Origin of the sequence: Noviherbaspirillum malthae (assembly GCF_015352985.1) — a bacterium.
Lineage (GTDB): Bacteria > Pseudomonadota > Gammaproteobacteria > Burkholderiales > Burkholderiaceae_D > Noviherbaspirillum > Noviherbaspirillum malthae.
The window spans coordinates 78,486-99,578 of sequence record NZ_JACYXF010000007.1; the positions used below are offsets into that span (position 1 = coordinate 78,486).

19 protein-coding genes and 1 riboswitch are annotated in these 21,093 nt (G+C 64.4%); of the genes, 4 read left to right on the top strand and 15 right to left on the bottom strand.

Annotated elements, in window-relative coordinates; translation table 11 throughout:
- Positions 1 to 34: 34 nt before the first annotated feature.
- The 4 genes from IGW03_RS12370 to apbC all read right to left on the bottom strand — a co-directional run bounded on the left by IGW03_RS12370 (position 35) and on the right by apbC (position 4,528).
- Positions 35 to 2,137 (bottom strand): 4Fe-4S binding protein, encoded by a 2,103-nt coding sequence (locus IGW03_RS12370; RefSeq protein WP_194722871.1) that lies wholly within the window; start codon positions 2,135 to 2,137, stop codon positions 35 to 37.
- On the bottom strand, positions 2,121 to 2,699 hold the full coding sequence (locus IGW03_RS12375) for a DUF3306 domain-containing protein (RefSeq protein ID WP_228535427.1): 579 nt from the start codon (positions 2,697 to 2,699) through the stop codon (positions 2,121 to 2,123). Before IGW03_RS12375 ends, IGW03_RS12370 begins: the two co-directional genes overlap by 17 nt.
- Positions 2,689 to 3,210: a DUF3305 domain-containing protein gene (locus IGW03_RS38010; protein ID WP_228535429.1), complete on the bottom strand. Its 522-nt coding sequence runs from the start codon at positions 3,208 to 3,210 to the stop codon at positions 2,689 to 2,691. Before IGW03_RS38010 ends, IGW03_RS12375 begins: the two co-directional genes overlap by 11 nt.
- 229 nt (positions 3,211 to 3,439) lie before the next feature.
- Positions 3,440 to 4,528 (bottom strand): iron-sulfur cluster carrier protein ApbC, encoded by a 1,089-nt coding sequence (apbC, locus tag IGW03_RS12380; protein WP_194722873.1) that lies wholly within the window; start codon positions 4,526 to 4,528, stop codon positions 3,440 to 3,442.
- A 176-nt stretch (positions 4,529 to 4,704) separates the two neighbouring features.
- Between apbC and mobA the strand changes: the two genes are divergently transcribed.
- The 3 genes from mobA to lon all read left to right on the top strand — a co-directional run bounded on the left by mobA (position 4,705) and on the right by lon (position 9,209).
- Positions 4,705 to 5,304 (top strand): molybdenum cofactor guanylyltransferase MobA, encoded by a 600-nt coding sequence (gene mobA / locus IGW03_RS12385; protein WP_194722874.1) that lies wholly within the window; start codon positions 4,705 to 4,707, stop codon positions 5,302 to 5,304.
- Positions 5,305 to 5,368: 64 nt separating this feature from the next.
- On the top strand, positions 5,369 to 6,646 hold the full coding sequence (gene moeA / locus IGW03_RS12390; protein WP_194722875.1) for a molybdopterin molybdotransferase MoeA: 1,278 nt from the start codon (positions 5,369 to 5,371) through the stop codon (positions 6,644 to 6,646).
- Positions 6,647 to 6,839: 193 nt separating this feature from the next.
- Positions 6,840 to 9,209: an endopeptidase La gene (lon, locus tag IGW03_RS12395; protein WP_194722991.1), complete on the top strand. Its 2,370-nt coding sequence runs from the start codon at positions 6,840 to 6,842 to the stop codon at positions 9,207 to 9,209.
- Positions 9,210 to 9,503: 294 nt separating this feature from the next.
- On the opposite strand, the gene IGW03_RS12400 is transcribed toward lon, so the two are convergent.
- On the bottom strand, positions 9,504 to 10,679 hold the full coding sequence (locus tag IGW03_RS12400; RefSeq protein WP_194722876.1) for a cytochrome P450: 1,176 nt from the start codon (positions 10,677 to 10,679) through the stop codon (positions 9,504 to 9,506).
- Positions 10,680 to 10,690: 11 nt separating this feature from the next.
- On the bottom strand, positions 10,691 to 11,206 hold the full coding sequence (locus IGW03_RS12405; protein WP_194722877.1) for an antibiotic biosynthesis monooxygenase family protein: 516 nt from the start codon (positions 11,204 to 11,206) through the stop codon (positions 10,691 to 10,693).
- Between the two features lie 71 nt (positions 11,207 to 11,277).
- Between IGW03_RS12405 and IGW03_RS12410 the strand changes: the two genes are divergently transcribed.
- The gene (locus tag IGW03_RS12410) at positions 11,278 to 11,967 is read left to right on the top strand and encodes an ArsR/SmtB family transcription factor (protein WP_194722878.1); all 690 of its coding nucleotides are present in this window, start codon (positions 11,278 to 11,280) and stop codon (positions 11,965 to 11,967) included.
- 9 nt (positions 11,968 to 11,976) lie between these two features.
- On the opposite strand, the gene IGW03_RS12415 is transcribed toward IGW03_RS12410, so the two are convergent.
- The 9 genes from IGW03_RS12415 to IGW03_RS12455 all read right to left on the bottom strand — a co-directional run bounded on the left by IGW03_RS12415 (position 11,977) and on the right by IGW03_RS12455 (position 20,857).
- Entirely contained in the window at positions 11,977 to 12,738 is a 762-nt protein-coding gene (locus IGW03_RS12415; protein WP_194722879.1) for a phytanoyl-CoA dioxygenase family protein, read from the bottom strand.
- A gap of 145 nt (positions 12,739 to 12,883) precedes the next feature.
- On the bottom strand, positions 12,884 to 13,603 hold the full coding sequence (locus tag IGW03_RS12420; RefSeq protein WP_194722880.1) for an energy transducer TonB: 720 nt from the start codon (positions 13,601 to 13,603) through the stop codon (positions 12,884 to 12,886).
- Positions 13,604 to 13,610: 7 nt separating this feature from the next.
- Positions 13,611 to 16,982 carry a pilus assembly protein gene (locus tag IGW03_RS12425; RefSeq protein ID WP_194722881.1) on the bottom strand — a complete coding sequence of 1,124 codons (3,372 nt, stop codon included), beginning with the start codon at positions 16,980 to 16,982 and terminating at the stop codon, positions 13,611 to 13,613.
- Between the two features lie 43 nt (positions 16,983 to 17,025).
- Positions 17,026 to 17,688: a pilus assembly PilX family protein gene (locus tag IGW03_RS12430; RefSeq protein WP_194722882.1), complete on the bottom strand. Its 663-nt coding sequence runs from the start codon at positions 17,686 to 17,688 to the stop codon at positions 17,026 to 17,028.
- Positions 17,685 to 18,812 carry a PilW family protein gene (locus IGW03_RS12435; protein WP_194722992.1) on the bottom strand — a complete coding sequence of 376 codons (1,128 nt, stop codon included), beginning with the start codon at positions 18,810 to 18,812 and terminating at the stop codon, positions 17,685 to 17,687. The genes IGW03_RS12430 and IGW03_RS12435 overlap by 4 nt, the downstream gene beginning before the upstream one ends.
- 12 nt (positions 18,813 to 18,824) lie before the next feature.
- Positions 18,825 to 19,259: a PilV family protein gene (locus tag IGW03_RS12440; RefSeq protein WP_194722883.1), complete on the bottom strand. Its 435-nt coding sequence runs from the start codon at positions 19,257 to 19,259 to the stop codon at positions 18,825 to 18,827.
- Between the two features lie 11 nt (positions 19,260 to 19,270).
- Complete coding sequence (locus IGW03_RS12445; protein ID WP_194722993.1) at positions 19,271 to 19,876, bottom strand: GspH/FimT family pseudopilin; 606 nt, start codon at positions 19,874 to 19,876, stop codon at positions 19,271 to 19,273.
- The gene (locus IGW03_RS12450) at positions 19,876 to 20,304 is read right to left on the bottom strand and encodes a type IV pilin protein (RefSeq protein WP_194722884.1); all 429 of its coding nucleotides are present in this window, start codon (positions 20,302 to 20,304) and stop codon (positions 19,876 to 19,878) included. The genes IGW03_RS12445 and IGW03_RS12450 overlap by 1 nt, the downstream gene beginning before the upstream one ends.
- 283 nt (positions 20,305 to 20,587) lie before the next feature.
- The gene (locus IGW03_RS12455) at positions 20,588 to 20,857 is read right to left on the bottom strand and encodes a hypothetical protein (RefSeq protein ID WP_194722885.1); all 270 of its coding nucleotides are present in this window, start codon (positions 20,855 to 20,857) and stop codon (positions 20,588 to 20,590) included.
- A 54-nt stretch (positions 20,858 to 20,911) separates the two neighbouring features.
- Positions 20,912 to 21,008: riboswitch (cyclic di-GMP riboswitch) on the bottom strand.
- Between the last annotated feature and the right edge of the window lie 85 nt (positions 21,009 to 21,093).

Sequence of the window (21,093 nt, forward strand, 5' to 3'; positions counted from 1 at the left end):
GGGTATCGGTACGGTTGGCCCGGAAGCGAAGCGCTCATCGCTTCACTTCCAGAATCGAGGCTTCCTTCTTGTTTTCCATCATGTCGATCACGCGGCAGTCGGAACACATCTTCAGCCGCTCGATGTTGCCGGCGAAGGCGCCGTGCAGCGACAGCTTGGACAGCATGTTCTCGATCATCTGCAGCGTGCCGAAGGGCTTGCTGCAGCGGATGCAGTGGTAGGGCTGCGCTTCATTGAGCACCGCCGGCTGCTTCGCCGCGTCGCCCAGCAGCAGGCGCGGGGTCAGGCTGATCGCGTTTTCCGGGCAGGTCGTCTCGCACAGGCCGCACTGCACGCAGTTCTTTTCGATGAAGCGCAGCTGCGGCAGGTTGGGATTGTCGAGCAGCGCCGATTCCGGGCAGGCGCCGACGCAGGACATGCACAGCGTGCAGGCCGACGCATTGACGCTGACGCTGCCGAAGGGCGCGCCGGCGGGCAGCGCGACCTCGGTGCGGGGAGCGGGCGCATATTTCAACAGATGCTCGAACACGAATTCCAGCGTGGTGCGCTTTTCCGAGGCGATGTTGAAGACGGCCCGCTGCGCGGGCACGGCAACAGGCGGGCGCAACTGGAACTCCTGCAATTTCCTGTCGAGTTCGCGAGCGTTCGATGCGCGCAGCAGCTCGATATGCCGGCCCTCGTAGCCGAGCCCGTTGAGGATGGCCTGCGCCACCTCGATCTGCTTTTCCAGCGCTTCCAGGTACTGCGGCGCTTCCTCGCCGCTGGCAAGCACCAGCACATTGGCGGCGCCGTGGGCGATCGCGCCCAGCCAGCCGTCGATGCCGACCGATGCCACATGATGCAGCTCCACCGGCATCAGCCGCGCGGGCAGGCCGCGCAGCGCGCCGGTGCCGGCCAGGCGGCCGAGTTCGAGCAGCATCTCGGCGCCGCGTTCCTGGCTGTGCAGCAGCAGCGCCGGCTGATGTCCGCCTGCTCCCGCATAGGCCGCGAGCATGGTCTTGATGCGGCGGCCGAGGTCGGTTGCGCGCGGATAGGCATAGCTGAGCGCGCCCGACGGGCACACCGTGGTGCAGGCGCCGCAGCCGACGCAGAGGTTGGGATTGACCTTGATATGGTTGCCGGCATGGCCGATCGCCTGTGCCGAGCAGACCTCGACGCAGGCATTGCAGCCGATCGCCTGGTTGCGGCTGTGCGCGCAGATCTTTTCCTTGTAGACGAAGAACTTCGGCTTGCTGAACTGGCCGACCAGCTGCGTCATCTGCACGGCCTGCTCGGCCTGGGCGAAGGGATCGGCGCCGGGTGCGAAATAGCCCTGCGGCGGCTGGTGCAGGGTGATCAGCGGCTGGTCGGACAGATCGAAGACCAGGTCGAAGTCGCCGCCGCGCTGCGTCTCTTCACGCTGGAAATCGATGGCACCGATGGCGCCGCAGGCTTTCATGCAGTCGCGGTGCGAGGTGCAGGCATCGAGATTGATCTGGTAGTTCAGGTCGATCGCGTTCTCGGGGCAGGCCGACACGCAGGCGTTGCAGCGGGTGCAGAGTTCGAGATCGATGGGATTGGCCTGCTGCCAGCTCACCTTGAAGGCGCCGAGCCAGCCGTCGACGCTGACCCTGGTGCCTGAGAACACCGGCATGCTGCGTTCGAGCAGCGGATGCCCGGCATCGCCGGAGGTCAGCAGCACGCTCACCTGCAATTGGGAAGACAGGCGCCTGGCCCAGGGCAGCACCCGCGCCGCCGGGCCGATCAGCAGCGCCTGGCCGCCGGAATCGTAGTCCACCGTAGGCACCGGCTCGGGATCGGGCAGCGCGGCGGCCGCCAGCAGCGCTGCCATCTTCGGCAGCGACTGCTTCGCCTCCTTGCCCCAGCCGCCGGACTCGCGCAGGTTGACGAAGCGGATCGGCGCGACCGCCTGCTTCTGTTCGGCGAGTTCGCTGAACAGGGCCTGCTCCTGGGTGCAGCCGACCACGACGCGGTCGACGCCGTCCAGCGCTTCGAGATAGCCGCCGACTTCGCGCCGGCAGAGCTGGCTTGCGGGTGCCAGCGGCGGGGTGCCGAGCACCTCGCCCAGTGCCGCACCGGCCGCCGCATTGAGCGGCATGGTGTGGTTGCAGCTGCAGACTTTATATTGGGTCGTCATGTGAAGCCTGGTTCCGAGTTCTGTTGATGTCCTGAGCCTGTTCCTCGCCGGCCTCGGGATTGGCGCCGGCAGCCGCCGATGCGGCAGGCGCTGCGGAGTCGGATGGCTCGGCGGGTTCGGCCGACTCTGCGGGGTGGGCGGTATCGGGTGCTTCCACTGCCTGCTGCAGCAGGCGCATCAGCGGGTTCTCGATCTGCGACAGCGGATCGAGCAGCGCCTGCGCATGATTCAGGGCCGACAGGATCTGCGGCGTCATCGGCTGGAACTTGCTGTAGTCGTCGATGTAGACGTCCAGCCCGTCCATCACATTGAAGTGCGGATCGGCGAACAGCTTCTTCATCGCCGAGCGGCGCACGTTCTCGTCCACGCCGCGCGCAACAAACGGCTTGAAGTCGGAGTCGGGCGTCAGCGCGGCGACCTCTTCGAGCGTGGGCGGCGGACGGGGCGTGTCTTCAGCGGGAGCGGGCTGCACGGTCGGTGCTTCGGCGGCGGCCTGCTGTCTTTCCTCGGCCGCTTCCGCATTGCGCTTGGACCAACGCGCGAAAAAGCTTTCAGCTTCCATGAACCTTTCCTTCCTCGCTTGCCATCTGCGCCACGCCCGCGCCGCCTTCGAAGGAAGGCTTGCGCCGCTTCTTCTTCGGCTCCGGACGGTAATGCCGTTCCACGAACAGGCGCAGGTGATCGACGATTTCGGCCGGCGCGGGCAGGGTATCGACGCGTTCGCCGCCATCCATCAGCCGCGCGGCTTCGTTGTACGACAGCGTCACCTGCCGAGGCACCGCGACTTCGGCACCGTCGATCTCTTCCATGCGCCACATGATGAACCAGCAGGGAACGGGCGAGTCGATGTTGAGAAAATAGCCTTCCGCCTCGTCGGTGTACAGGCGGACTTCGAAACCGCCGAACAGCCAGCGGGTATCGGCTTCGTCGCTGCGCAGGCAGCGCATGGACTGCTGGTCCGGCAGGGGCATGCCGATGGAAAGCTCGATGGGCTTCCATTGATAGGGTTGCCAGCGGTTGGCGAGCGCGGTGCGCTGCATGACCACGGCGACCGTCAGGGCTTCTGTCTCCATCTTGTCCTCAGGGCTCGTGGCGGCCCTTAATGCGTTAAAGCGTGTGGCGAATTATGCTGACGTAATAGTGCGCCAAAAAAAAGAAAATTGCAGGTGGTTTTTGCAATCCCGCACCGGCCAGATGAAAATTTTTCCTGTTGCCGGTTTGTAAGGATGTTGAAAGGGAAAGCTGCAGGAAAGGGAGCCGGCATGAGCGCCTCGCGGTGCTCATGCCGGGGAAGGGAGGGTTTCAGTCGTTCTTGATCACGATGCTCGGGAACTTGCTGCTCATGTCCTTTGCCTTTTCCGCAACCTTGACCGCCACCTTGCGCGCGATGGCCTTGTAGATGTCGGCGACCTGGCCATCCGGGTCGGCCACCACGGTCGGACGGCCGGAATCGGCCTGCTCGCGGATCGACATGGTCAGCGGCAGCGCGCCGAGGAAATCCACGCCGTAGTCGGCGCACATCTTTTCGCCGCCGCCCTGGCCGAAGATCGGTTCCGCATGGCCGCAGTTGGTGCAGATGTGCACGCTCATGTTTTCCACGATGCCGAGGATGGGAATGCCGACCTTCTCGAACATCTTCAGGCCCTTGCGCGCATCTAGCAGGGCGATGTCCTGCGGCGTTGTAACGATCACCGCGCCGGTCACCGGCACCTTCTGCGACAGCGTCAGCTGCACGTCGCCGGTACCCGGCGGCATGTCGACGATCAGGTAGTCGAGGTCGCGCCAGTTGGTCTGCTCCAGCAGCTGCTGCAGCGCCTGCGTGACGATGGGGCCGCGCCAGACCATGGGTTCGTCGGGATCGATCATGAAGCCGATCGACGACACCTGCAGGCCGTGGTTCTCCAGCGGCTCCATGGTCTTGCCGTCGACCGATTCGGGACGGGCGTTGATGCCCATCATCATCGGCTGCGACGGGCCGTAGATGTCGGCATCAAGGATGCCCACCTGCGCGCCCTCGGCCGCCAGCGCCAGCGCCAGGTTGACCGCGGTGGTGGACTTGCCGACGCCGCCCTTGCCCGAGGCGACGGCGATGATGTTCTTGACGTTGGGCATCAGCTTGACGCCGCGCTGCACGGTGTGGGCGATGATCTTCGAATAGACGTTGACGCTGACGTTGCCCGCGCCCTCCAACGCGCGCACCGCGGTGATGACCGACTTGCGGATGGCGTCCAGCTGGCTCTTGGCCGGGTAGCCGAGTTCGACGTCGAGCATGACGTCGGCGCCGTCGAGGCGGATGTTCTTTGCCGACTTGCCCGACACGAGGTCCTTGCCGGTATTGGGGTCGATGACCTGGGACAAGGCGGCCTTGACTGCTTCAATCGAAATGCTCATTGCTTCTCCTGAATAGATGGCTGAAGTCTAAACCAGATTGCCGCCGGCGCGCTCGCATTTGCGTGCCGGCTTCATCGGTTCGCCCGCCTGGGGCCGCATCAATCGACAGAGCAAGGATGCAGGAATTACAATGTCCGCCACCCTGCTGACTTATCCCGGACTTCCAGAGACTGATAATGACGATCGCACCTGAACAGATTACCGGACTCATCCTTGCCGGCGGACGCGGCTCCCGCATGGGCCATGTCGACAAGGGCCTGCAGACCTTCCGCGGCGCGCCGATGGTGTTGCATGCCATCATGCGCCTGTCGCCGCAGGTCGGCCCGCTGATGATCAATGCCAACCAGAACATCGGCCCCTATGAAGGCTTCGGCCTGCCGGTCTGGCCCGACCAGCTCGGCGGCTTCGAAGGTCCGCTCGCCGGCCTGCAGACCGGCCTCTTGCATTGCGAGACCGATTACCTGGTGACCTCGCCCTGCGACTCGCCTTTCCTGCCGCAGGACCTGGTGGCGCGGCTTGCCGCCGAACTCGAGGCGCAGGATGCGGAACTGGCGGTGGCGGTCACCGAAGAGGACGGCCGCCGGCAGGCCCATCCGGTGTTCTGCCTGATGAAGACCTCGGTGCTGCCCAGCCTGACGGCTTTCCTGCAGGCCGGCGAACGCAAGATCGACAAGTGGTATCGCGGCTTGAGATTCGTGGAAGTGCATTTCCCCGACGACGCGGCCTTCCGCAACATCAATACGCTCGAAGAACTGCGCCGCTTCGAACCCGTCTAGGCTCTTCAGCTATCCAGGCCTTCCCGGTTTTTCCTTTCCAACGTCTTCCGAATCCTACGCCGCCATGCCAAGCCTGTCCGAAGTCATCAGCTGCCTGTCCGATTACGATCCCAATGCCTTGCCGGTCGCCCAGGCCCAGCGCATCATCCGCGATGTCGTCTCGCCGGTGGAAGCCGTGGAAAAGGTGGCGCTGCGCAGCGCGCTCGACCGCGTGCTGGCGCACGACATCATTTCGCCGATCAATGTTCCGCAGCATGACAATTCCGCGATGGACGGCTATGCGGTGCGCGGCGCGGACCTCGGCGCGGATGCCGCCACGCTGCAGATCATTGCCACCATCCATGCCGGCGGCAGCTTCGACGGCGAGGTGGGAGCCGGCGAGTGCGTACGCATCATGACCGGCGCGCCGATGCCCAAGGGCTGCGATACCGTGGTGCCGCAGGAATTCACGCAGGCCGGGGGCGAAGGCCGGGTCGTGATTCCCGCCGGCGTGGTCAAGACCGGCGACAACCGGCGCCTGCGGGGCGAAGACCTGGAAGCCGGCAAGCCGGCGCTGTCGGCGGGAAAAATATTGCGCCCGGCCGACCTCGGCCTGCTGGCTTCGCTCGGCATCGCCGAGGTGCCGGTGCGGCGCCGGCTGCGCGTGGCTTTCTTTTCGACCGGCGACGAATTGCGCTCCATCGGTGAACCGCTCGACGCCGGCTGCGTCTATGACAGTAACCGCTACACCCTGTACGGCATGCTGAGCCGGCTCGGCTGCGAAATCGTCGACATGGGCGTGGTCAAGGACGATCCTGCTTCACTGGAAGAGGCGTTCCGCATCGCCTGTGAAAGCGCCGACGCGGTCATCACTTCTGGCGGCGTCTCGGTGGGCGAGGCCGATTACACCAAGCAGATGATGGCCAAGCTGGGCGACGTGACCTTCTGGACCATCGGCATGCGGCCCGGCCGACCCATGGCTTTCGGAAAGATTTCCTCCAATGGAAGAAGCGCCTGCCTGTTCGGCCTGCCGGGCAACCCGGTCGCGGTGATGGTGACCTTCTATTTCTTCGCGCGCGATGCGCTGCTGCGCATGATGGGCGCGCAGGAAGCCAGGCTTCCGCTCATGCGCGTGGCCTCGCAGTCGGCCATCCGCAAGAAGCCCGGACGCACCGAATACCAGCGCGGCATCGTGGCCGTCGGCGAGGACGGCGTGCAGCGGGTGCGCATCACCGGCGCGCAAGGCTCGGGCATCCTGCGCTCGATGTCCGAAGCCAACTGCATCGTGGTGCTGCATCATGACCAGGACAGGGTCGAAGCCGGCGACATGGTCGACGTGCTTCTGTTCGAAGGACTGGTCTAGCAGAAATCCCTTCATCACGGCCCCGAGGCTTATCCCGCATCAGGCTTTTCACCGGAACAGCCCCGGCATGCCCTTGTCAAACCGATGACATATTTTTGGACATCAAGACAAGAGCAAGAGGGGCGACATGATCAAACTGGAGCAGGTGCATCTCCTTGAGGCAAGCCTCGGCGGGCAGGAAGGCAGCTCGGCGATGGCGCAGATCAAGGCGGAGCCCAGCAAGCTGCCCCCGCTGCCGCCGGATGCGATGATCATCATTCCGGTGCGCTATCTCGTGCTGTTTCCGGGCATGATCGTGCCTATCAGCGTCGGCCGCGAAAGCTCGATCGCCGCCGCGCAGGAAGCCGTACGCGGCGGACATGACATCGGCCTGCTGCTGCAGCATGATTCGGAACTCGAGTCGCCGCGCGCCGACCAGCTCTATCAGGTAGGCACCGCCGCCAGCATCCTGCGCTATCTCACCTCGGAAGAGGGCGGCCATTACATCGTGTGCCAGGGGCAACAGCGCTTTCGCATCATCGAGTTCCTCGACGGCTATCCTTTCTATGTCGCCCGCGTCGAACACCTGACCGGTGCCACGGAGCAGGGGCCCGATATCGCGGCGCGCCTGCACCAGCTCAAGCAGTTGTCCACCGAAATCATCGACCTGCTGCCGCAGGCGCCGCCGGAACTGGCCGCCGCCGCGCAGAACATGAGTTCGGCTGCGGAACTGGCCGATTTCGTCTGCGGCCTGGTGGATCTGCCGCTGGTCCAGAAGCAGCAGATACTCGAGACGCGGGAGTTGCTGCCGCGCCTCGATCACGTGATCGGCCATCTCGCCGAGCGCATCGAAGTGCTGCGCCTGTCCGAGGAAATCAACGCGCAGACCAAGGAGCGCATGGAAGACCGGCAGCGCGAATTCCTGCTGCGCGAACAGCTCAAGACCATACAGCATGAACTGGGCGAGGCCGAAGCGGGGGATGCCGAAGTCGAGAAACTGGCCGAAGCCATCGACAAGGCCGGCATGCCGCACGAGGTGGAAACGCATGTGCGCAAGGAACTGCAGCGGCTGCGCCGCATGCCGGAAGCGGCCGCCGAGTATTCGATGCTGTGCACCTACCTGGAGTGGATGACCGAGCTGCCGTGGGCGATACGCAGCGAAGACCGCATCGACATCGCCGAGGCGCGCCGCATTCTCGACGAAGACCATTTCGGGCTCGACAAGGTCAAGCGGCGCATCCTCGAACATCTCGCCGTGCGCAAGCTCAATCCCGAGGGCAGGAGCCCCATCCTGTGCTTCGTCGGTCCGCCGGGCGTCGGCAAGACCTCGCTCGGACAAAGCATCGCCCGCGCCACCGGCCGCAAGTTCGTGCGGGTGAGCCTGGGCGGCGTGCATGACGAGGCCGAAGTGCGCGGACACCGGCGCACCTATGTCGGCGCGCTGCCGGGCAACATCATCCAGGCGCTGCGCAAGGCCGGCACCCACAACTGCGTGATGATGCTCGACGAGATGGACAAGCTGGGCAGCGGCGGCATGCACGGCGATCCTTCCGCCGCCCTGCTGGAAGTGCTCGATCCCGAGCAGAACACGTCGTTCCGCGACAACTACCTGGCCCAGCCTTTCGATCTGTCGAAGGTGATGTTCATCGGCACCGCCAACATGCTCGACACCATTCCCGGACCGCTGCTCGACCGCATGGAAGTGCTGCACCTGCCCGGCTATACCGCCGAGGAAAAGGCGCAGATTGCGCGCCGCTACGTGATTCCGCGCCAGCTCGAAGCCGACAGCATCACCGCGCAGCAATGTGAACTTGGCGACGGCGCGCTCGATGCGCTGATCCGCGACTACACCCGCGAGGCCGGCGTGCGCAACCTGGAACGCGAGATCGGCAACGTGTTCCGCCATGTGGCGATGCGCATCGCAGAGGGGAATACACAGACCGTACGCATCAAGGAAAGCGACCTGGCTGAAATCCTCGGCCCGAGAAAATACGAAAGCGAACTTGCCATGCGCACCAGCCTGCCGGGCGTGGCCACCGGCCTGGCCTGGACCGCGGCCGGCGGCGAGATCCTGTTCATCGAAGCCAGCCGCACGCCGGGCACCGGCAAGCTCATCCTCACTGGGCAGCTCGGCGACGTGATGAAGGAAAGCGCCCAGGCGGCGCTCACTTTGGTCAAGGCGCATTGCGCGGAACTGCAGATCGATGCCGAGCTGTTCGAGAAGCAGGATATCCACGTGCACGTGCCGGCCGGCGCAATGCCCAAGGACGGCCCGAGCGCCGGCGTGGCGATCTATGTTGCGCTGACCTCGCTGGTGCGCGACCGCCCGGTCTGCAGCGATTGCGCGATGACCGGCGAGATCAGCCTGCGCGGCATGGTGCTGCCGGTGGGCGGCATCAAGGAAAAGGTGCTGGCTGCCTTGCAGGCGGGCATCCGGGTGGTGATGCTGCCGGCGCGCAATCGGAAGGATATCGATGATATTCCGGAAGCTGCCCGGCAGCAGCTGCGCTTCGTGTGGCTGGAGACGGTTGACGAGGCGCTGCATGAGGCGATCGGGAATTTGATTATCGGGGATTTGGCGTGAGTGGACGTAGCAGGGGTTTCGCAACGCAAGCGTTGCGCCTGCGGAGTCGGAGCCGCCTGCAAGCGGCGAGGTGGACCGTAGCAGGGGTTTCGCAACGCAAGCGTTGCGCCTGCGGAGTCGGAGCCGCCTGCAAGCGGCGAGGTGGAAGGTGGCGCAGTAAAGAATGTTCCTCCCCCTTCAAGGGGGAGGCTAGGAGGGGGATGGGGTTAAATGGCGCAGCTGCACCCCATCCCCACCCTAACCCTCCCCTTGAAGGGGAGGGAATACTTATGTCTTGACGGACTGGACAAGCCCTTAACTTTTCAAGGGGACCGTAACGGTGCAATACTCTCTCGCATCATCCTGAATCCGTTCTACTTCCACCATTATCTTTTGCACCAACCTCGCATTAACCAGCGGCGCATACGCAATCTCCCGCTCCTCCAACCGCACCCGATAACCCGCAAACAAGGCGGCCATCGCTTCCGCAGCCAGCGCCTCCGCAAAATGCCGCGCCGCGCACCGATGCATGCCGTCGCCGAAGGCAAGATGCGTCTCATTGCCCGCACGCCGCGGATCAAACTCATCCGGCCGTTCAAACATGGCCGGATCGCGATTGGCCGCCGCGAGCACCAGCAGCACCGTATCGCCTCTGCGCAGCAGGCTGCCGCCAATCTGCATATCTTCCGTCAGCACCCGCCGCGTATTGTGGATGGGCGGATCGAAGCGCAGGGTCTCCGTCACCCATGCCCGCCACTGCGCAGCATCCAGCCGTGCCGGAGCCTCGGCTTGCCGCATTGCCTGCAGTAGCACATTCGCAAGCAGCCCGCGTCCGGCATCCACGCTCTGGATCAGCATGCCGATCAGATTGGCGTTCAGGACCGCGCGGGTTTCTTCATCATCTTCCGGCACAAGCAGGCCGGAGCAGCTGCGCAAGTGTCTATCGACAACCGGATACACGGCATCGATCACCTCATCGACATCGGCAAGCTGCTGCGGCGACTTGTTCGGCAGCATGACCTGCGTCAGGCGGGCGCCGAGAGGCAGCAGCCGTTCGATGTCGCCGCCGGCAAAGCCGAAGCCCTTCAGCACCGCCAGCAGCGGAAGCCGAGTGCAGACTGCATCCACCCAATCGACTCGGGCTGCATCGCCGAGCAGCTCATTGAGCAAGCCGGCCACGGCGGGAGGCCGCAGCTGCTCGAACAGGCGCATCAACACCTGGCGGAACCCCGCATGCGAAGGCGGATTGGCCAGGCGTGCCAGCCTGCCGGCAACCAGCCGGGCAGTGGCGCCCAGTTGCCGTTCGCTGTCGGGATTGAGCGCCGGAATATGCGCGGCTTCGCTTTGCAGCAGCCGCTTGCAGTCGGCATGCCGGTACACGGCCCAGATGCGGTTCGCCTCGTCCCATGCGACCGGCTGGTCGAGCAGATGGCGCCGGTACATCGTGAAAGGATCGGCAACATCCGATTGCGAAAACAGCAGGTTCTCCATGTGCCTCCTCCCTAACCGCGCGCAACCGCGGGAAAATGCTGCGGCGCCTGCACCCGGTCGAACAGCCCGTAGTCGCGCAGCACTTCGCCGTAGCGCAGGCCGTCCCGACGCTCGTCGGCGGCATCGGCAAGTCCGATATGCCTGCTCTCGTTCACCAGGCTCTGGAAACGCCTGCCGGCGGCAGGCACCGGCGGATTGTTCTGGAGCACGATCAGCGGCAACGCCGATGCGGCCGGGATGCCGTCATGCATGCGCACCACCCGCAGCCGGTAATCGTCGAACACGCCGCCGCGCCCGGCTTGCTGGGCCGCATGATGGTCGCCGTGGCCGCGCCACCGGACCAGCGCGGCTTCGTGCTCCCAGAATGACAGCGACAGTATCCAGCCGGGATCGGTGAGGCAGCGGAAACGCTCGATGGAAACAAAGCCCTCGATCTCGTCGAGATGCGGACGCAGTGCCGCGGCGGTATCGAGATAGCGTTGATAGCCGGAAGGCGAGGGCAGGACTTCGAAGACGACGGCGAACATGAAACACCTCCATGAAAGAGGTTCCGATGTTAGGATCTTTTTTCCGCCGATATTTCATCACGAGGTGAAGCATGGAATCCGCACTCCAGATTGCAAGAATGGCCGCTCTCCTGGGCGATCCGGCGCGCGCGGCCATGCTCTGGCTGCTGATCGACGGCCGGGCGCGGCCTGCGGGCGAGCTGGCGTTTGCCGCCAACGTGTCGGCGCAGTCGGCCAGCGGCCACCTGGCCAAGCTGGTGGAGGCCGAGCTGCTGCGCGTCGAGACGCAGGGACGGCACCGCTACTATTGCCTGGCCAGCCATACCGTCGGCATCGCGCTGGAATCGCTGGCAGCAATTGCGCCGCAGCCGGTGCCGCGCGCGCTGCCCGAGTCAAGGGTGACGCCACCGGCCATGCGCTTTGCCCGCAGCTGCTACGACCATCTGGCCGGCGAACTGGCGGTACAGATGCTGGCGCACTTCGAGGAAACCGGCTTGCTGTCGAGCAGCGAAAAGCAGATGGCATTGTCCGTCGAGGGCGAGAAGGTATTTCGCCGTTTCGGCATCGACATGGATGCCCTGCGCGGCGCGCGGCGCCAGCTCGCCTGCGGCTGCCTCGACTGGAGCGAGCGCCGCTTCCATCTCGGCGGCGCGCTGGGTGCGGCGCTGCTGCAGTCGCTGGTGGAGAGGAAATGGCTGCTGCGGGGGCGAGAGGCGCGGGTCTTGCAGCTCACGCCGCGCGGCAGGCAGGGATTGAAGGAAGCCTTCGGCGTGGAAGCTTGAATCAATGGATCAGCCGCCGAGTGCCACATCCCCCGCTGCAGCCGAACGGCTGCCCGGCAGCGGCAGGTTGCTGCGGCCGCGATAGGCGAACACCACTGACGTCTTCACCGACTCGCCGTTGTTGCGGCCGGCCGCGTGGAACAGGCCGCTGTGGAAGAACAGCACGTCGCCCGGCTGCAGCTCGACCGTGATGCCGCGCGCGAAGATCGCCTGGTTCTCTTCCACGTCCGGCCGCAGGAAATCGAGGTCGTCGAGCTGTTCGCGGCGGATGTCGAGCCGGTGCGAGCCGGGAATCACCCTGAGCGCGCCGTTGGATTCGACTTCGCTGCCCAGCGCCAGCCAGACCGAGATCAGTTCGTTGCGCATGAACGACCAGTAGCGGATGTCGCGGTGCCAGCCGGTCGCCGTGCCGAAGTTGGGATGCTTGGTCATCACGCAGTTGTGGTGAGCCAAGGTCAGATTGACCGGTTCGCCGATCAGCTGCCGCAGCCATTCGGCAATGCGCGCATCCTCGGCCCAGCCGCGGAATACCGGATCGCGCTGGTAAGCCGCGCGCAGCCGCCGCACCGTCCTGCCGCCCGGCGCATCGAGGGAAGCGGGCGCGCCGGCATAGCCGACCTCGGCTTCATACTCCACCGGCGCTACCTGATCCCGCAGATGCGCCAGCGTGACGGCCTGCATCGCCGCGCGGGCTTCCGGCGAAGCCAGTCCCTTGAATACGAGATAACCATCCCGGTTGAATTGTTCGACTTGCGCTGCGGAGAGCGGCATCTCGTTGTCCTCCTTGGGTGCTGAGCGATGCAGATATCGTCAAAGACTCAACGTTAGCGCAAATCGCCGGGAAGTGTGCAAAGCGGAGCCATTCAGGCATGCGCCGGCGAAATGCCGAATCCGGCCGAGCCGGATCAACCGCGGATCATTGCAGCGAGACGTCGCGCTGCAGCGCGCTTTCCAGCCTGACTTCGATGCGCATCTGGCTTTTCACCGGCTTGCCGTCGAGCTGGCCGGGCAGGAAGCGGGCGCGGGCGAATGCTTCGATCAGCCGCTGCGCATGCGCCTCGGGCAGCACCGACTGTTCGGCGGCGACGCGATCGATGCCGCCGTCCTCGTTGATGAACAGCCGCAGGATCACGGTCTGGGCGGGAACGCCTTCGAAGGCGAGGCCCGGGGTGGCGTCTTCAAGCACCGCGGGGCGGACGCTCAGTTCGCGCAGCAGGTAATAGCGCGGCTCCGGCAAGCTGCCGGCGGCCGTCTCGGCAAGCCGGGACGGCTGCGGCGCATCGGGCATGCTTTCGGGAACGGCGGCCGGCGCGGCAACCGGAACCGGCGGCCGGTGCGAGATCGTCCTCAGCGTCCTCACCGCACGCGCAGCCGGCACCGGCGCAACCGTTGGAACCTGCCGCTGCTGCAGCCGGGGCGGCGGCATCGGTGAAGCAGCCGCAGGCGGCGGGAGAGGCTGTGCCAGGCTGACCTGCAGCACGCGCGGCGCTTGCTTCTGCGTGCTGGCAGAGGCGCCGTGCGAGCCCATGTGCTGGGCCAGCAGCAGAAGCGCCGCCAGGTGTGCCGCAACGGAAAGGCAAAGCGGGAGCGGCCGGTACAGCCGCTCCCGCTTGCCCGCCGTTGCTGCTGCGGCCATCCTTGCCTTAGTCCAGCAGTTCGCGCCAGGAGACGCGCTTGGCGTCGCCGTCGCCGTTCGGATTCGAGCTGGGATCGTCGACGCTGCCGATGGTGCCGCCGGTATCGGTGACCACGGTGACCGTCTTTCCGGTGGTGAGCTTGATGGTCTTGATGCCGGCGACCAGCGCATTGGCGCTCAGGCGGCGGCCTACCATGCCGGATGCCGCGCTCTTCACGTATTGGCCGGTCTTGTAGTCGAAGGAGTACAGCCAGGCATAGCCGCCCACGTTGCAGGCATTGACATCGGGAACGTTGGCCGCCACCGTCAGCAGGCCGAGCTGCTGCTGCATGTCGACGTTGACGCGCTCGCCGGGCGACTCGCTGTTCGGATTCAGGTCGACATACCAGCCCGACTTGGTCGACCAGTCCACATCGTTGGTCGACGAGGTGCGGATCTTCTCGCCGCTGGCGCCGGTGAGCGTGGTCAGGGTCTGCTTGACCAGCACGCCGGCGCCGCGCACCTGCCCGAGACCGGTTCCCGTCAGGTTGTCCTTGAAGGAATAGACCGATTGCTGGCTGGTGTCGCCGAGGTCGGTCAGGCCGAGATAGCGGCCGGTTGCCACATGCACGACCGCATGGGTGCTGCCGCCGGCGGTGATCTCGGTCAGTTCCGGCTTGGTGGTGATCGGCTGCGTGCCGGCGCCGTTGACCTTGCCGAGTTCGGCGATCAGGGTCGCTTCCTTGCCGCTCGGCGGCACCACGTTGTCGATGTCGAAGCGCCAGACATTGCCCAGCAGGTCACCGCCGTAGAAGCGCTCGGCCGTATTGCTGGTGGTGCTGTTGACCCAGGCACTGATCTTGCCGAGCCCGCTCGGCGTACCGGCGCTACCTTCGTTGGTGGCGATTTTTTCCAGCACGGCGCCGGTGTTGGCGTTGAGCACGTACAGGAAGCCCTTGCCGGTGCCGGGGGAGACATTGTTGTAGCCCGAGCTGAACACCACGACCCAGGTGCCGTCCTTGCGCTTGGTGACCACCGGGTTGCCGAAGGTGTAGCCAAGGTCGCTGTCGTCGGTGGAAGTGAAATTCCACAGGGCCTTGGGATTGGAAGGATCGGTGACGTCGAGCGCATAGTAGCCGCGCCCGCCGGCGTTGAGCCCGCCGACCAGCACCGTCTTCCACTGGTCCCTGGTGCAGGTGGAGGAAGGCGCATTCGGGCAGATGTCGCCGATGGTCGGCGAGCCGTCGACATAGTACTGGTGGTTGGCCGCATAGTTCTTGTCGGCCAGCTTGTACATGTTGGGCATGACCATGGGCGGCACGTAGGCCCACATTTCCACGCCGGTATCGCCGTTGAATGCATGCAGCATGCCGTCGTTGACCGCGACATAGACCATTGCCTGGCGGTCCGGCCACTTTCTGTCGCGGAAGTCGCTGTAGTTCTCGTCGACATAGGCGAACGGCGGCTTTTTCACATACACCGGCTGGGAGCTGATCATGTCGCCCAGCACGTGTTCGCGGTCGCGGTAGAGGCGGTCGGTGTTGCCGGCTTCATCCTCGAAGCCGTTCTGGCCGCGCAGGAAGTTCACCAGGTTCTCGCCCGATGCCGCCGTCTTCTGGTCCGTGGTCAGCGCGGAGCATTGCGACAGCTTGTCGGTGCCCGAGCACATGTTGTTGAAATAGGCCTTCTCGCCGGTGCTCAGGCTGTTCCAGGTGAACGGCTTGAGGCGGTTGCCTGCGGTGCCGTCAAAGGTGTAGATGGTGCGGGTATCGCTGGTCGCGGAAATCTTGTTGTCGAGCAGCGGCTGCGCCGACCACACCGGCGTTGCGGAAATCACGCCGGAGTTGGGGTCGATGGTCTTGGCCTGGAGATCGCCATCCCATTTCACGGTGCGGTACAGCGCGATGTACACATAGTTGTCGCCGGCCACCGGCTCCAGGTTGGAGGTGGCGGCGGCGGCAGCCGAACCGGTGCGGGCGGTCACGCCGCTCAGGGCCTTGCTGATGCCGCTGACGAGGGAATCCGGATTCTGTGCGCTGAAATAGGTGCCGCGGCCATTGACCGCCGCATGCCAGAGATCATCGATGGCGGTTGGTGAATCGGCAGCCGGGGCCGGCCAGTTCTTGGTGCTCTGCGAGATCGCGGTGAAGTCGGCCGAGCCGCCGGTCAGATAGTCTTCCGCATAGGCCAGCGTGCCGTTGACGCCGAGGCCCAGCGTGAAGGTGGTCATGTGCTGCTGGGTATTGATGTCGGCGCCGGCGCCGGGAACGTTGTTTTCGCAGACATTGGTGCCGAGTGCGCCGGTGCAGTTATTGAGCGACTCATCGCGCAAGTCGGTCTTGTAGTAGTACATCGCGACGTCGGACAGCGTATTGCTGCTGCTGTTGCCGTCGTACATGGGGCGCGGCGTCGTGCCGCCGTCCTGGTTGCCGATGGCGGTGCTGCCGTTGAGCTGATAGCCGGCATCGCCGTTCCAGTAGCCGTCGGTGGACAGGATCGCGAAGTTCTGCTGGCAGGAATACTGCACCGGGTCCGTGCCGGCCTTGCCGGCATAGATGCGGCCCACCTTCGACAGCGCCGCACGCAGCGGCGTGCCGTCCACCGGATCGACGTCGTAGAACTTGCTGTACCAGCTGGCTTTCTGCGTTGCATCGAAATCCGAGATGTTGAGGAACTCGCTGTTCGAATTGCTGGTGCCGGTGTAATTGATGGTGGTCAGCCCGACCCGATAGTTGCTGCCGATGTTCTTGAATGCCCGTCCCGCGGCGCTCTTCATGGTCTGCATGCGGGTGCGGTAATAGGTGAACCAGTTGGCGAAATTGGTCCTTTCATCGGTGCCGCCGGGGCCCGACGTGGAGTTGACCGTCACCTTGGTGAAAACGTTTTTGCCCGGTGACTTGGTTTCTTCGCTGTTGCACTCGTTGTAGAACGTGGTGTTGTTCTTGACGGTACCGTTGGTATTGTAGGTGAACCCCAGGTCGGCCTGTGTCCCGGAATAGGTGTAGTAATAGCGGCCGGTCAGGTTGGTGCTGTTTGACGAGCTGGAGAAGCCGTTGTTCTTCGCGGAGGTGAAGCTGGCGTTCGGAAAGCTGTTGCCCGACGCATCCACCGGCGGCGCGTAAGTCGTGGCCGGGTTGTAGTAGAGCCCGTTGCAATGATTGCTGAAGTTGCCGTACCTGTCGCTGCCGAAGTTGCCGGCGTCCGGCAGGTAGTCCCACGCCATGCTGCCCGAATCATCCAGGATGAACATGATGTTGGGCTTGACCGAACTGACCGACGACGAGGCCATCGGCGCATTGGCGATATCGGTGACCGCGGCCTGCGCGGCGATGGCGGGGCAAAGCAGCACACCCAGTCCTGCCAGGGTGCTGCGCTTCATGCGGCGATGCCGGTTTTTCATACTGGTTCTCCCTGTGCTGCGGGCGCGGCTGGTATCTCGTCCGCTAGAAGTGGACGATGGTTTCCACGAAGCTGACGGTGTTCTTCGGACCCTTGACCCGCGACGTGATGCGGTAATACACGGCCGGCAGCGGTTCGAAGCGCTTGTCGTCGCCGTACTTGATTTCGCCGCGCTTGGGGCTGGTCGAGGAGGCTGACTTGAAGTTGGCGCAGGAATTGCCGGAGGAATTCGGGTCGCCGCTGGACACGCACAGCCGGTGGATGATGTAGGTGATCGAATTGCCGTTGCCCGCGTCGATGGCGGCAGAGGGCTTGATGCAGGCTGCCGCGCTGATGCCGTTGCAGTTGTTGTTGTCCCAGTCCACCGCCGCGTAATCGTCGTTGCCGCTGGTGCCGGTAATGTCCAGCGTATCCTGGCTGGTTGCGTAATAACCCTGTGCCGGGACGTCGGCATGCAGCGCCGGCGTGCCCACCTTGGTCACGAGCCAGTCGATGGCGGCCTCGACGCCGCCGTCGGCAGCGGCGGTCGCGCCCTGCTTGAAGGCCAGGTTGCCGGCCACCTGGTTGCCGGTATCGATCGAACGCACCAGCGACAGCGCGGCCAGCGTCATTGCCACCAGCACGATGAGCGCCACCAGCAGCACCACGCCTTGCTGGGACCGAGGAAAGACCGCAAGTGCATTGCGCGGGATTCTTGTGACCATCATTCCCTCCACAGCAGGTTGCGCAGCGGGACCACGGTTTCCGTTACCTTGTAGCGGTAGCAGGTCCAGCTCGCGTTGGCGGAGCCGTCGGGATTCTTGCTGACATCGATATCGCCGCCGGCCCAGGTCGGCTTGTTGGCGGAGGTGGCCGTGGTGATGGCGCAGGTGCCGTCCGGCTTCGGCTTTTCCATCTGGACGCTGCGCGCGACGATGGCAAAGCGCAGCGCATAGATGCGGCGGATGTCGCCGGCATCGCCGACGGTGCCGCTGCCGTCGGCATCGATCATGGTGTCGCTCCATTCGCTCACGCGACCGTCGGTCGGTGCGCCCGGGCGGGTATCGAAGCCGTATTGCGCCTGCAGGTTGACGATGCCGGACACCAGCGGCTGTATCGTGGAAGTGTTGGTCGAGGAGCGGAAATCCGACAGCTGCAGATTGCCGCGGGCATCGACCGAGTAGGTGTGGTCGGTGAAGCCGCCGAAATTGAACAGCATCGCACCGGCGGTATAGCCGTCGGGCTTGGGGAAGATGTTCTGTCCGCCCGGCGGATTCCAGGGACTCGTGCTGTGATGATGGATCTGCACGTTGCCGTTCGGGATATTGGTCACCTGCATCAGCGTGCAATCCTTGCCGGCCTGGGCCGCCACGATCAGGTCGCCCGGCTCGATGCCCTGGGTGGTATTGAGGAACATGTTGGTGGCCTGGGGCGGATGGTCGGTGGTGATGCGGGCAGGAACGCTCCACTTCTTCTTGGAGCTCGCCACCACCCGGATCGCATCCGGCCGCCCGCTGGCGCCGTTGGTGATCATGACCGGCGCCAGCGTGAAGCTGCTGGCGGTGCCGTTGAAGCTGCTGTTGACCCTGCAGCCGAGCAGCTCCGGCATGTTGAGTCCGTAGCCCGCCATGCGCGTGTCGCGTTCGATGGTATAGCTGGCGAAGGCGCCTTCCGTCTGCGCGTCCGAGCCGCTGTTGGTGGTGCGCTTCCTCTCTTCGAAGGTGGCGAATACCTGCAGCATCACCAGCGATGCAAGCATCGCGATGACGATGCCCACCATGACTTCGACGAGGCTGAAGCCGCGGATGCGGCAGCGGTCAGGGGTGCGGGAATGATGACGGCAGGATGGCATGATGGCTATTTCTCAACCGTTGATCCGCGCAGTGAGCACGTAGTTGTGGGCGGCCTTTTCGCCGGGCGCCTGCCAGCGCACCGTCACCGTCGCCACGTTGTTGGCATCGATGGTCACTGTGGGCAGGTTGACGGTGTCGGTGATGCCGGGGAGAGTGGTGCCGACCCTGGTTTTCCAGGCGGCGAACGAAGCGCCGCCCGGGCTTTCGAAGCCGGCCTTGAGTGCGGTATTGCTCTTGTCGGCGACCCACATCTCGCCGACGATCTGATTGGCCAGCATGCTGGCGTCGTTGCGGTACTTGGCGGACGCGGAGCTCTTCATTGATGACGCCAGCAGCCCGACGATGCCGAGAATGCCGAAGGAAAAAATCAGGATGGCCACCAGGTTTTCGACCACCGCGATGCCATTCTGCCTGGTCTGCCCAATATGCCGTGTGCGTATGTTCATCGCATCTCCTCCTAGCTGCAGCCGACCGGGTTGGCCGACAGCGCGACGGCCGGATCGCACATGCGGATCAGGCCGAAGGCATTGATCGTCACCACCAGCCGACGTGCCGCGGTATTGGCCGCATTGATCACGTCGACTCGGGTGATGTCGGTGCCGACATTGGCGGCCGGCACGCGGCCCATGCCGTCGAAGCTCACGCCTGCCGGCAGCGCGGCGCCGGCGGTCAGCGCGGCACTGTAGGCGTTGGCCGGCGCCGGCGAAGCCACCGCGGCAACGCTGGCGCCGACGCGGGCGTTCGGCGTGCCTTCGGCAGCAAGCCGAGTTTGTATCTCGGCCGGGCAGTCAGCAGTAGCGGTGACGCAGCCGACCGTCCATGCCACCCGTCCGGTGTTGTCGGTCAAGCTGAAGCGCACAACCGCATTGCGCTTGACCGCTTCCGTGCGCGCCAGGTGCATGCCGTTCTGTATGGATTCGGCCGCTGTGCGCACCTGTGCGCTTTGCAGCCACAGGCTGAACGATGGCAGCCCCCAGGCGAGCGCGAGCATCAGGATGGTCATGCTGACCATCAGCTCGATCAGTGTCACGCCGGCCTGGGCGCTGCGCATCGTTGATGGCATCAGCAGCCGCCCTTCTTCGTAATCCAGCAATCCGCAGGCGTCGTCCCCCAGCCTGACGGGGCGGCAGTGGTGCTGCGCGCATTGGATTCGTTGATGCGATAGGTGAAGTCGCTCATCGTGCCGCGTCCGGCTGCCTGTGCGATAAAGGTGGTGGCTGTCAGAGTCGGGCAGGTATAGACGAAATCATCGCTGGCCGGCAGCGGCGCGACGGTATTGTTGGCGCAGGCGCCGACATACGTGCGGTTGTCCTGAAAATACTGCTCGAGCTGCACTCGCAGGGTGGACAGGTTGTTGGTGGCCTGCGGAATCCGTCCGCGCGTGACGTAATCGCGATAGGCCGGAAGCGCAATCGCGCCGAGGATGCCCACGATGGCGACCGCCACCATCAGTTCGATCAGGGTGATGCCGGATTGTCTGTTGAAGCGCATGTCTTTCCCGTTCCTTCCAAAACCGCTCGTCATGAGGCGAAACTTTTACATAAGCAATAGTTCCTTGATTATCGGCAATTACGCGCCGGTTCTAAATACCGGTGAAGCGGGTTAAGCAGCTTCTTTTCCGTTTCCTTTGGCTTTGTTGTCAATTCAACGCCACTTCGTGGCGAATTTCTTTTCAAGATGTCATGCCGCTTTGCAAACAGCTTCCGGGCCGCACTCAGCGCTGGCCGAAATAGCTGCTCATCCTGTTCATCTGGTGTTGACGCTCGGCGAGGCCCTAGAGCTTGCGTCCGCTGCCGTTACGATCATCGAAAGCCCTTTTCTGCCTCGTCGTGCCCGACGCGGTACCGCCGCCTTCCAGCGCGGCGGTAACCTGAGCCTTGAAGGCGGTACGGAATTCGTCGGAGGAAAAGCAGGACTGCGATCCTTTGCCGACCACGATGGTCAGCGTGTCGCTGTCATGGGAAAAGCCGCATTCGGCCCGCGCGGCGGGCGCAAGGGCAAGCATGGCGGCGGTCAGCAGGAATATCGTCAGGAACTTCGGCATGTCGGCTCACAAAAATGCAAGGCATGCCAAGGCGAGAAGCGTGGCTTCGCTTCGGAAGGCGGCCCCGCTGCCGTGAGCGTGTCAAAAAGACACCGCTTTTAGGCCGGAAGCTTTGCGTCCCAATCTTTCAATTGGTTTGCCCTGCGGAAATATTTACTGAAGTATAGCAGCTTGCCGGAAAAAGCAAGCCTGTATTGTTAAAAGCTTCAAGGGCGCTCGGCGCTCTCCGGCAACCC

What these genes read in the sequence shown, in the direction of transcription:
- IGW03_RS38010 (WP_228535429.1), bottom strand. Translation starts at nt 3,210, where the DNA reads ATGGAGACAGAAGCCCTGACGGTCGCCGTGGTCATGCAGCGCACCGCG.
- IGW03_RS12405 (WP_194722877.1), bottom strand. Translation starts at nt 11,206, where the DNA reads ATGTTCGCCGTCGTCTTCGAAGTCCTGCCCTCGCCTTCCGGCTATCAA.
- IGW03_RS12430 (WP_194722882.1), bottom strand. Translation starts at nt 17,688, where the DNA reads ATGATGGTCACAAGAATCCCGCGCAATGCACTTGCGGTCTTTCCTCGG.
- lon (WP_194722991.1), top strand. Translation starts at nt 6,840, where the DNA reads ATGGCGCAGATCAAGGCGGAGCCCAGCAAGCTGCCCCCGCTGCCGCCG.
- IGW03_RS12440 (WP_194722883.1), bottom strand. Translation starts at nt 19,259, where the DNA reads ATGAACATACGCACACGGCATATTGGGCAGACCAGGCAGAATGGCATC.
- IGW03_RS12375 (WP_228535427.1), bottom strand. Translation starts at nt 2,699, where the DNA reads ATGGAAGCTGAAAGCTTTTTCGCGCGTTGGTCCAAGCGCAATGCGGAA.
- IGW03_RS12425 (WP_194722881.1), bottom strand. Translation starts at nt 16,982, where the DNA reads ATGAAAAACCGGCATCGCCGCATGAAGCGCAGCACCCTGGCAGGACTG.
- IGW03_RS12415 (WP_194722879.1), bottom strand. Translation starts at nt 12,738, where the DNA reads ATGCCGCTCTCCGCAGCGCAAGTCGAACAATTCAACCGGGATGGTTAT.
- IGW03_RS12455 (WP_194722885.1), bottom strand. Translation starts at nt 20,857, where the DNA reads ATGCCGAAGTTCCTGACGATATTCCTGCTGACCGCCGCCATGCTTGCC.
- IGW03_RS12450 (WP_194722884.1), bottom strand. Translation starts at nt 20,304, where the DNA reads ATGCGCTTCAACAGACAATCCGGCATCACCCTGATCGAACTGATGGTG.
- IGW03_RS12370 (WP_194722871.1), bottom strand. Translation starts at nt 2,137, where the DNA reads ATGACGACCCAATATAAAGTCTGCAGCTGCAACCACACCATGCCGCTC.
- IGW03_RS12400 (WP_194722876.1), bottom strand. Translation starts at nt 10,679, where the DNA reads ATGGAGAACCTGCTGTTTTCGCAATCGGATGTTGCCGATCCTTTCACG.
- IGW03_RS12410 (WP_194722878.1), top strand. Translation starts at nt 11,278, where the DNA reads ATGGAATCCGCACTCCAGATTGCAAGAATGGCCGCTCTCCTGGGCGAT.
- moeA (WP_194722875.1), top strand. Translation starts at nt 5,369, where the DNA reads ATGCCAAGCCTGTCCGAAGTCATCAGCTGCCTGTCCGATTACGATCCC.
- mobA (WP_194722874.1), top strand. Translation starts at nt 4,705, where the DNA reads ATGACGATCGCACCTGAACAGATTACCGGACTCATCCTTGCCGGCGGA.
- IGW03_RS12435 (WP_194722992.1), bottom strand. Translation starts at nt 18,812, where the DNA reads ATGCCATCCTGCCGTCATCATTCCCGCACCCCTGACCGCTGCCGCATC.
- IGW03_RS12420 (WP_194722880.1), bottom strand. Translation starts at nt 13,603, where the DNA reads ATGGCCGCAGCAGCAACGGCGGGCAAGCGGGAGCGGCTGTACCGGCCG.
- IGW03_RS12445 (WP_194722993.1), bottom strand. Translation starts at nt 19,876, where the DNA reads ATGCCATCAACGATGCGCAGCGCCCAGGCCGGCGTGACACTGATCGAG.
- apbC (WP_194722873.1), bottom strand. Translation starts at nt 4,528, where the DNA reads ATGAGCATTTCGATTGAAGCAGTCAAGGCCGCCTTGTCCCAGGTCATC.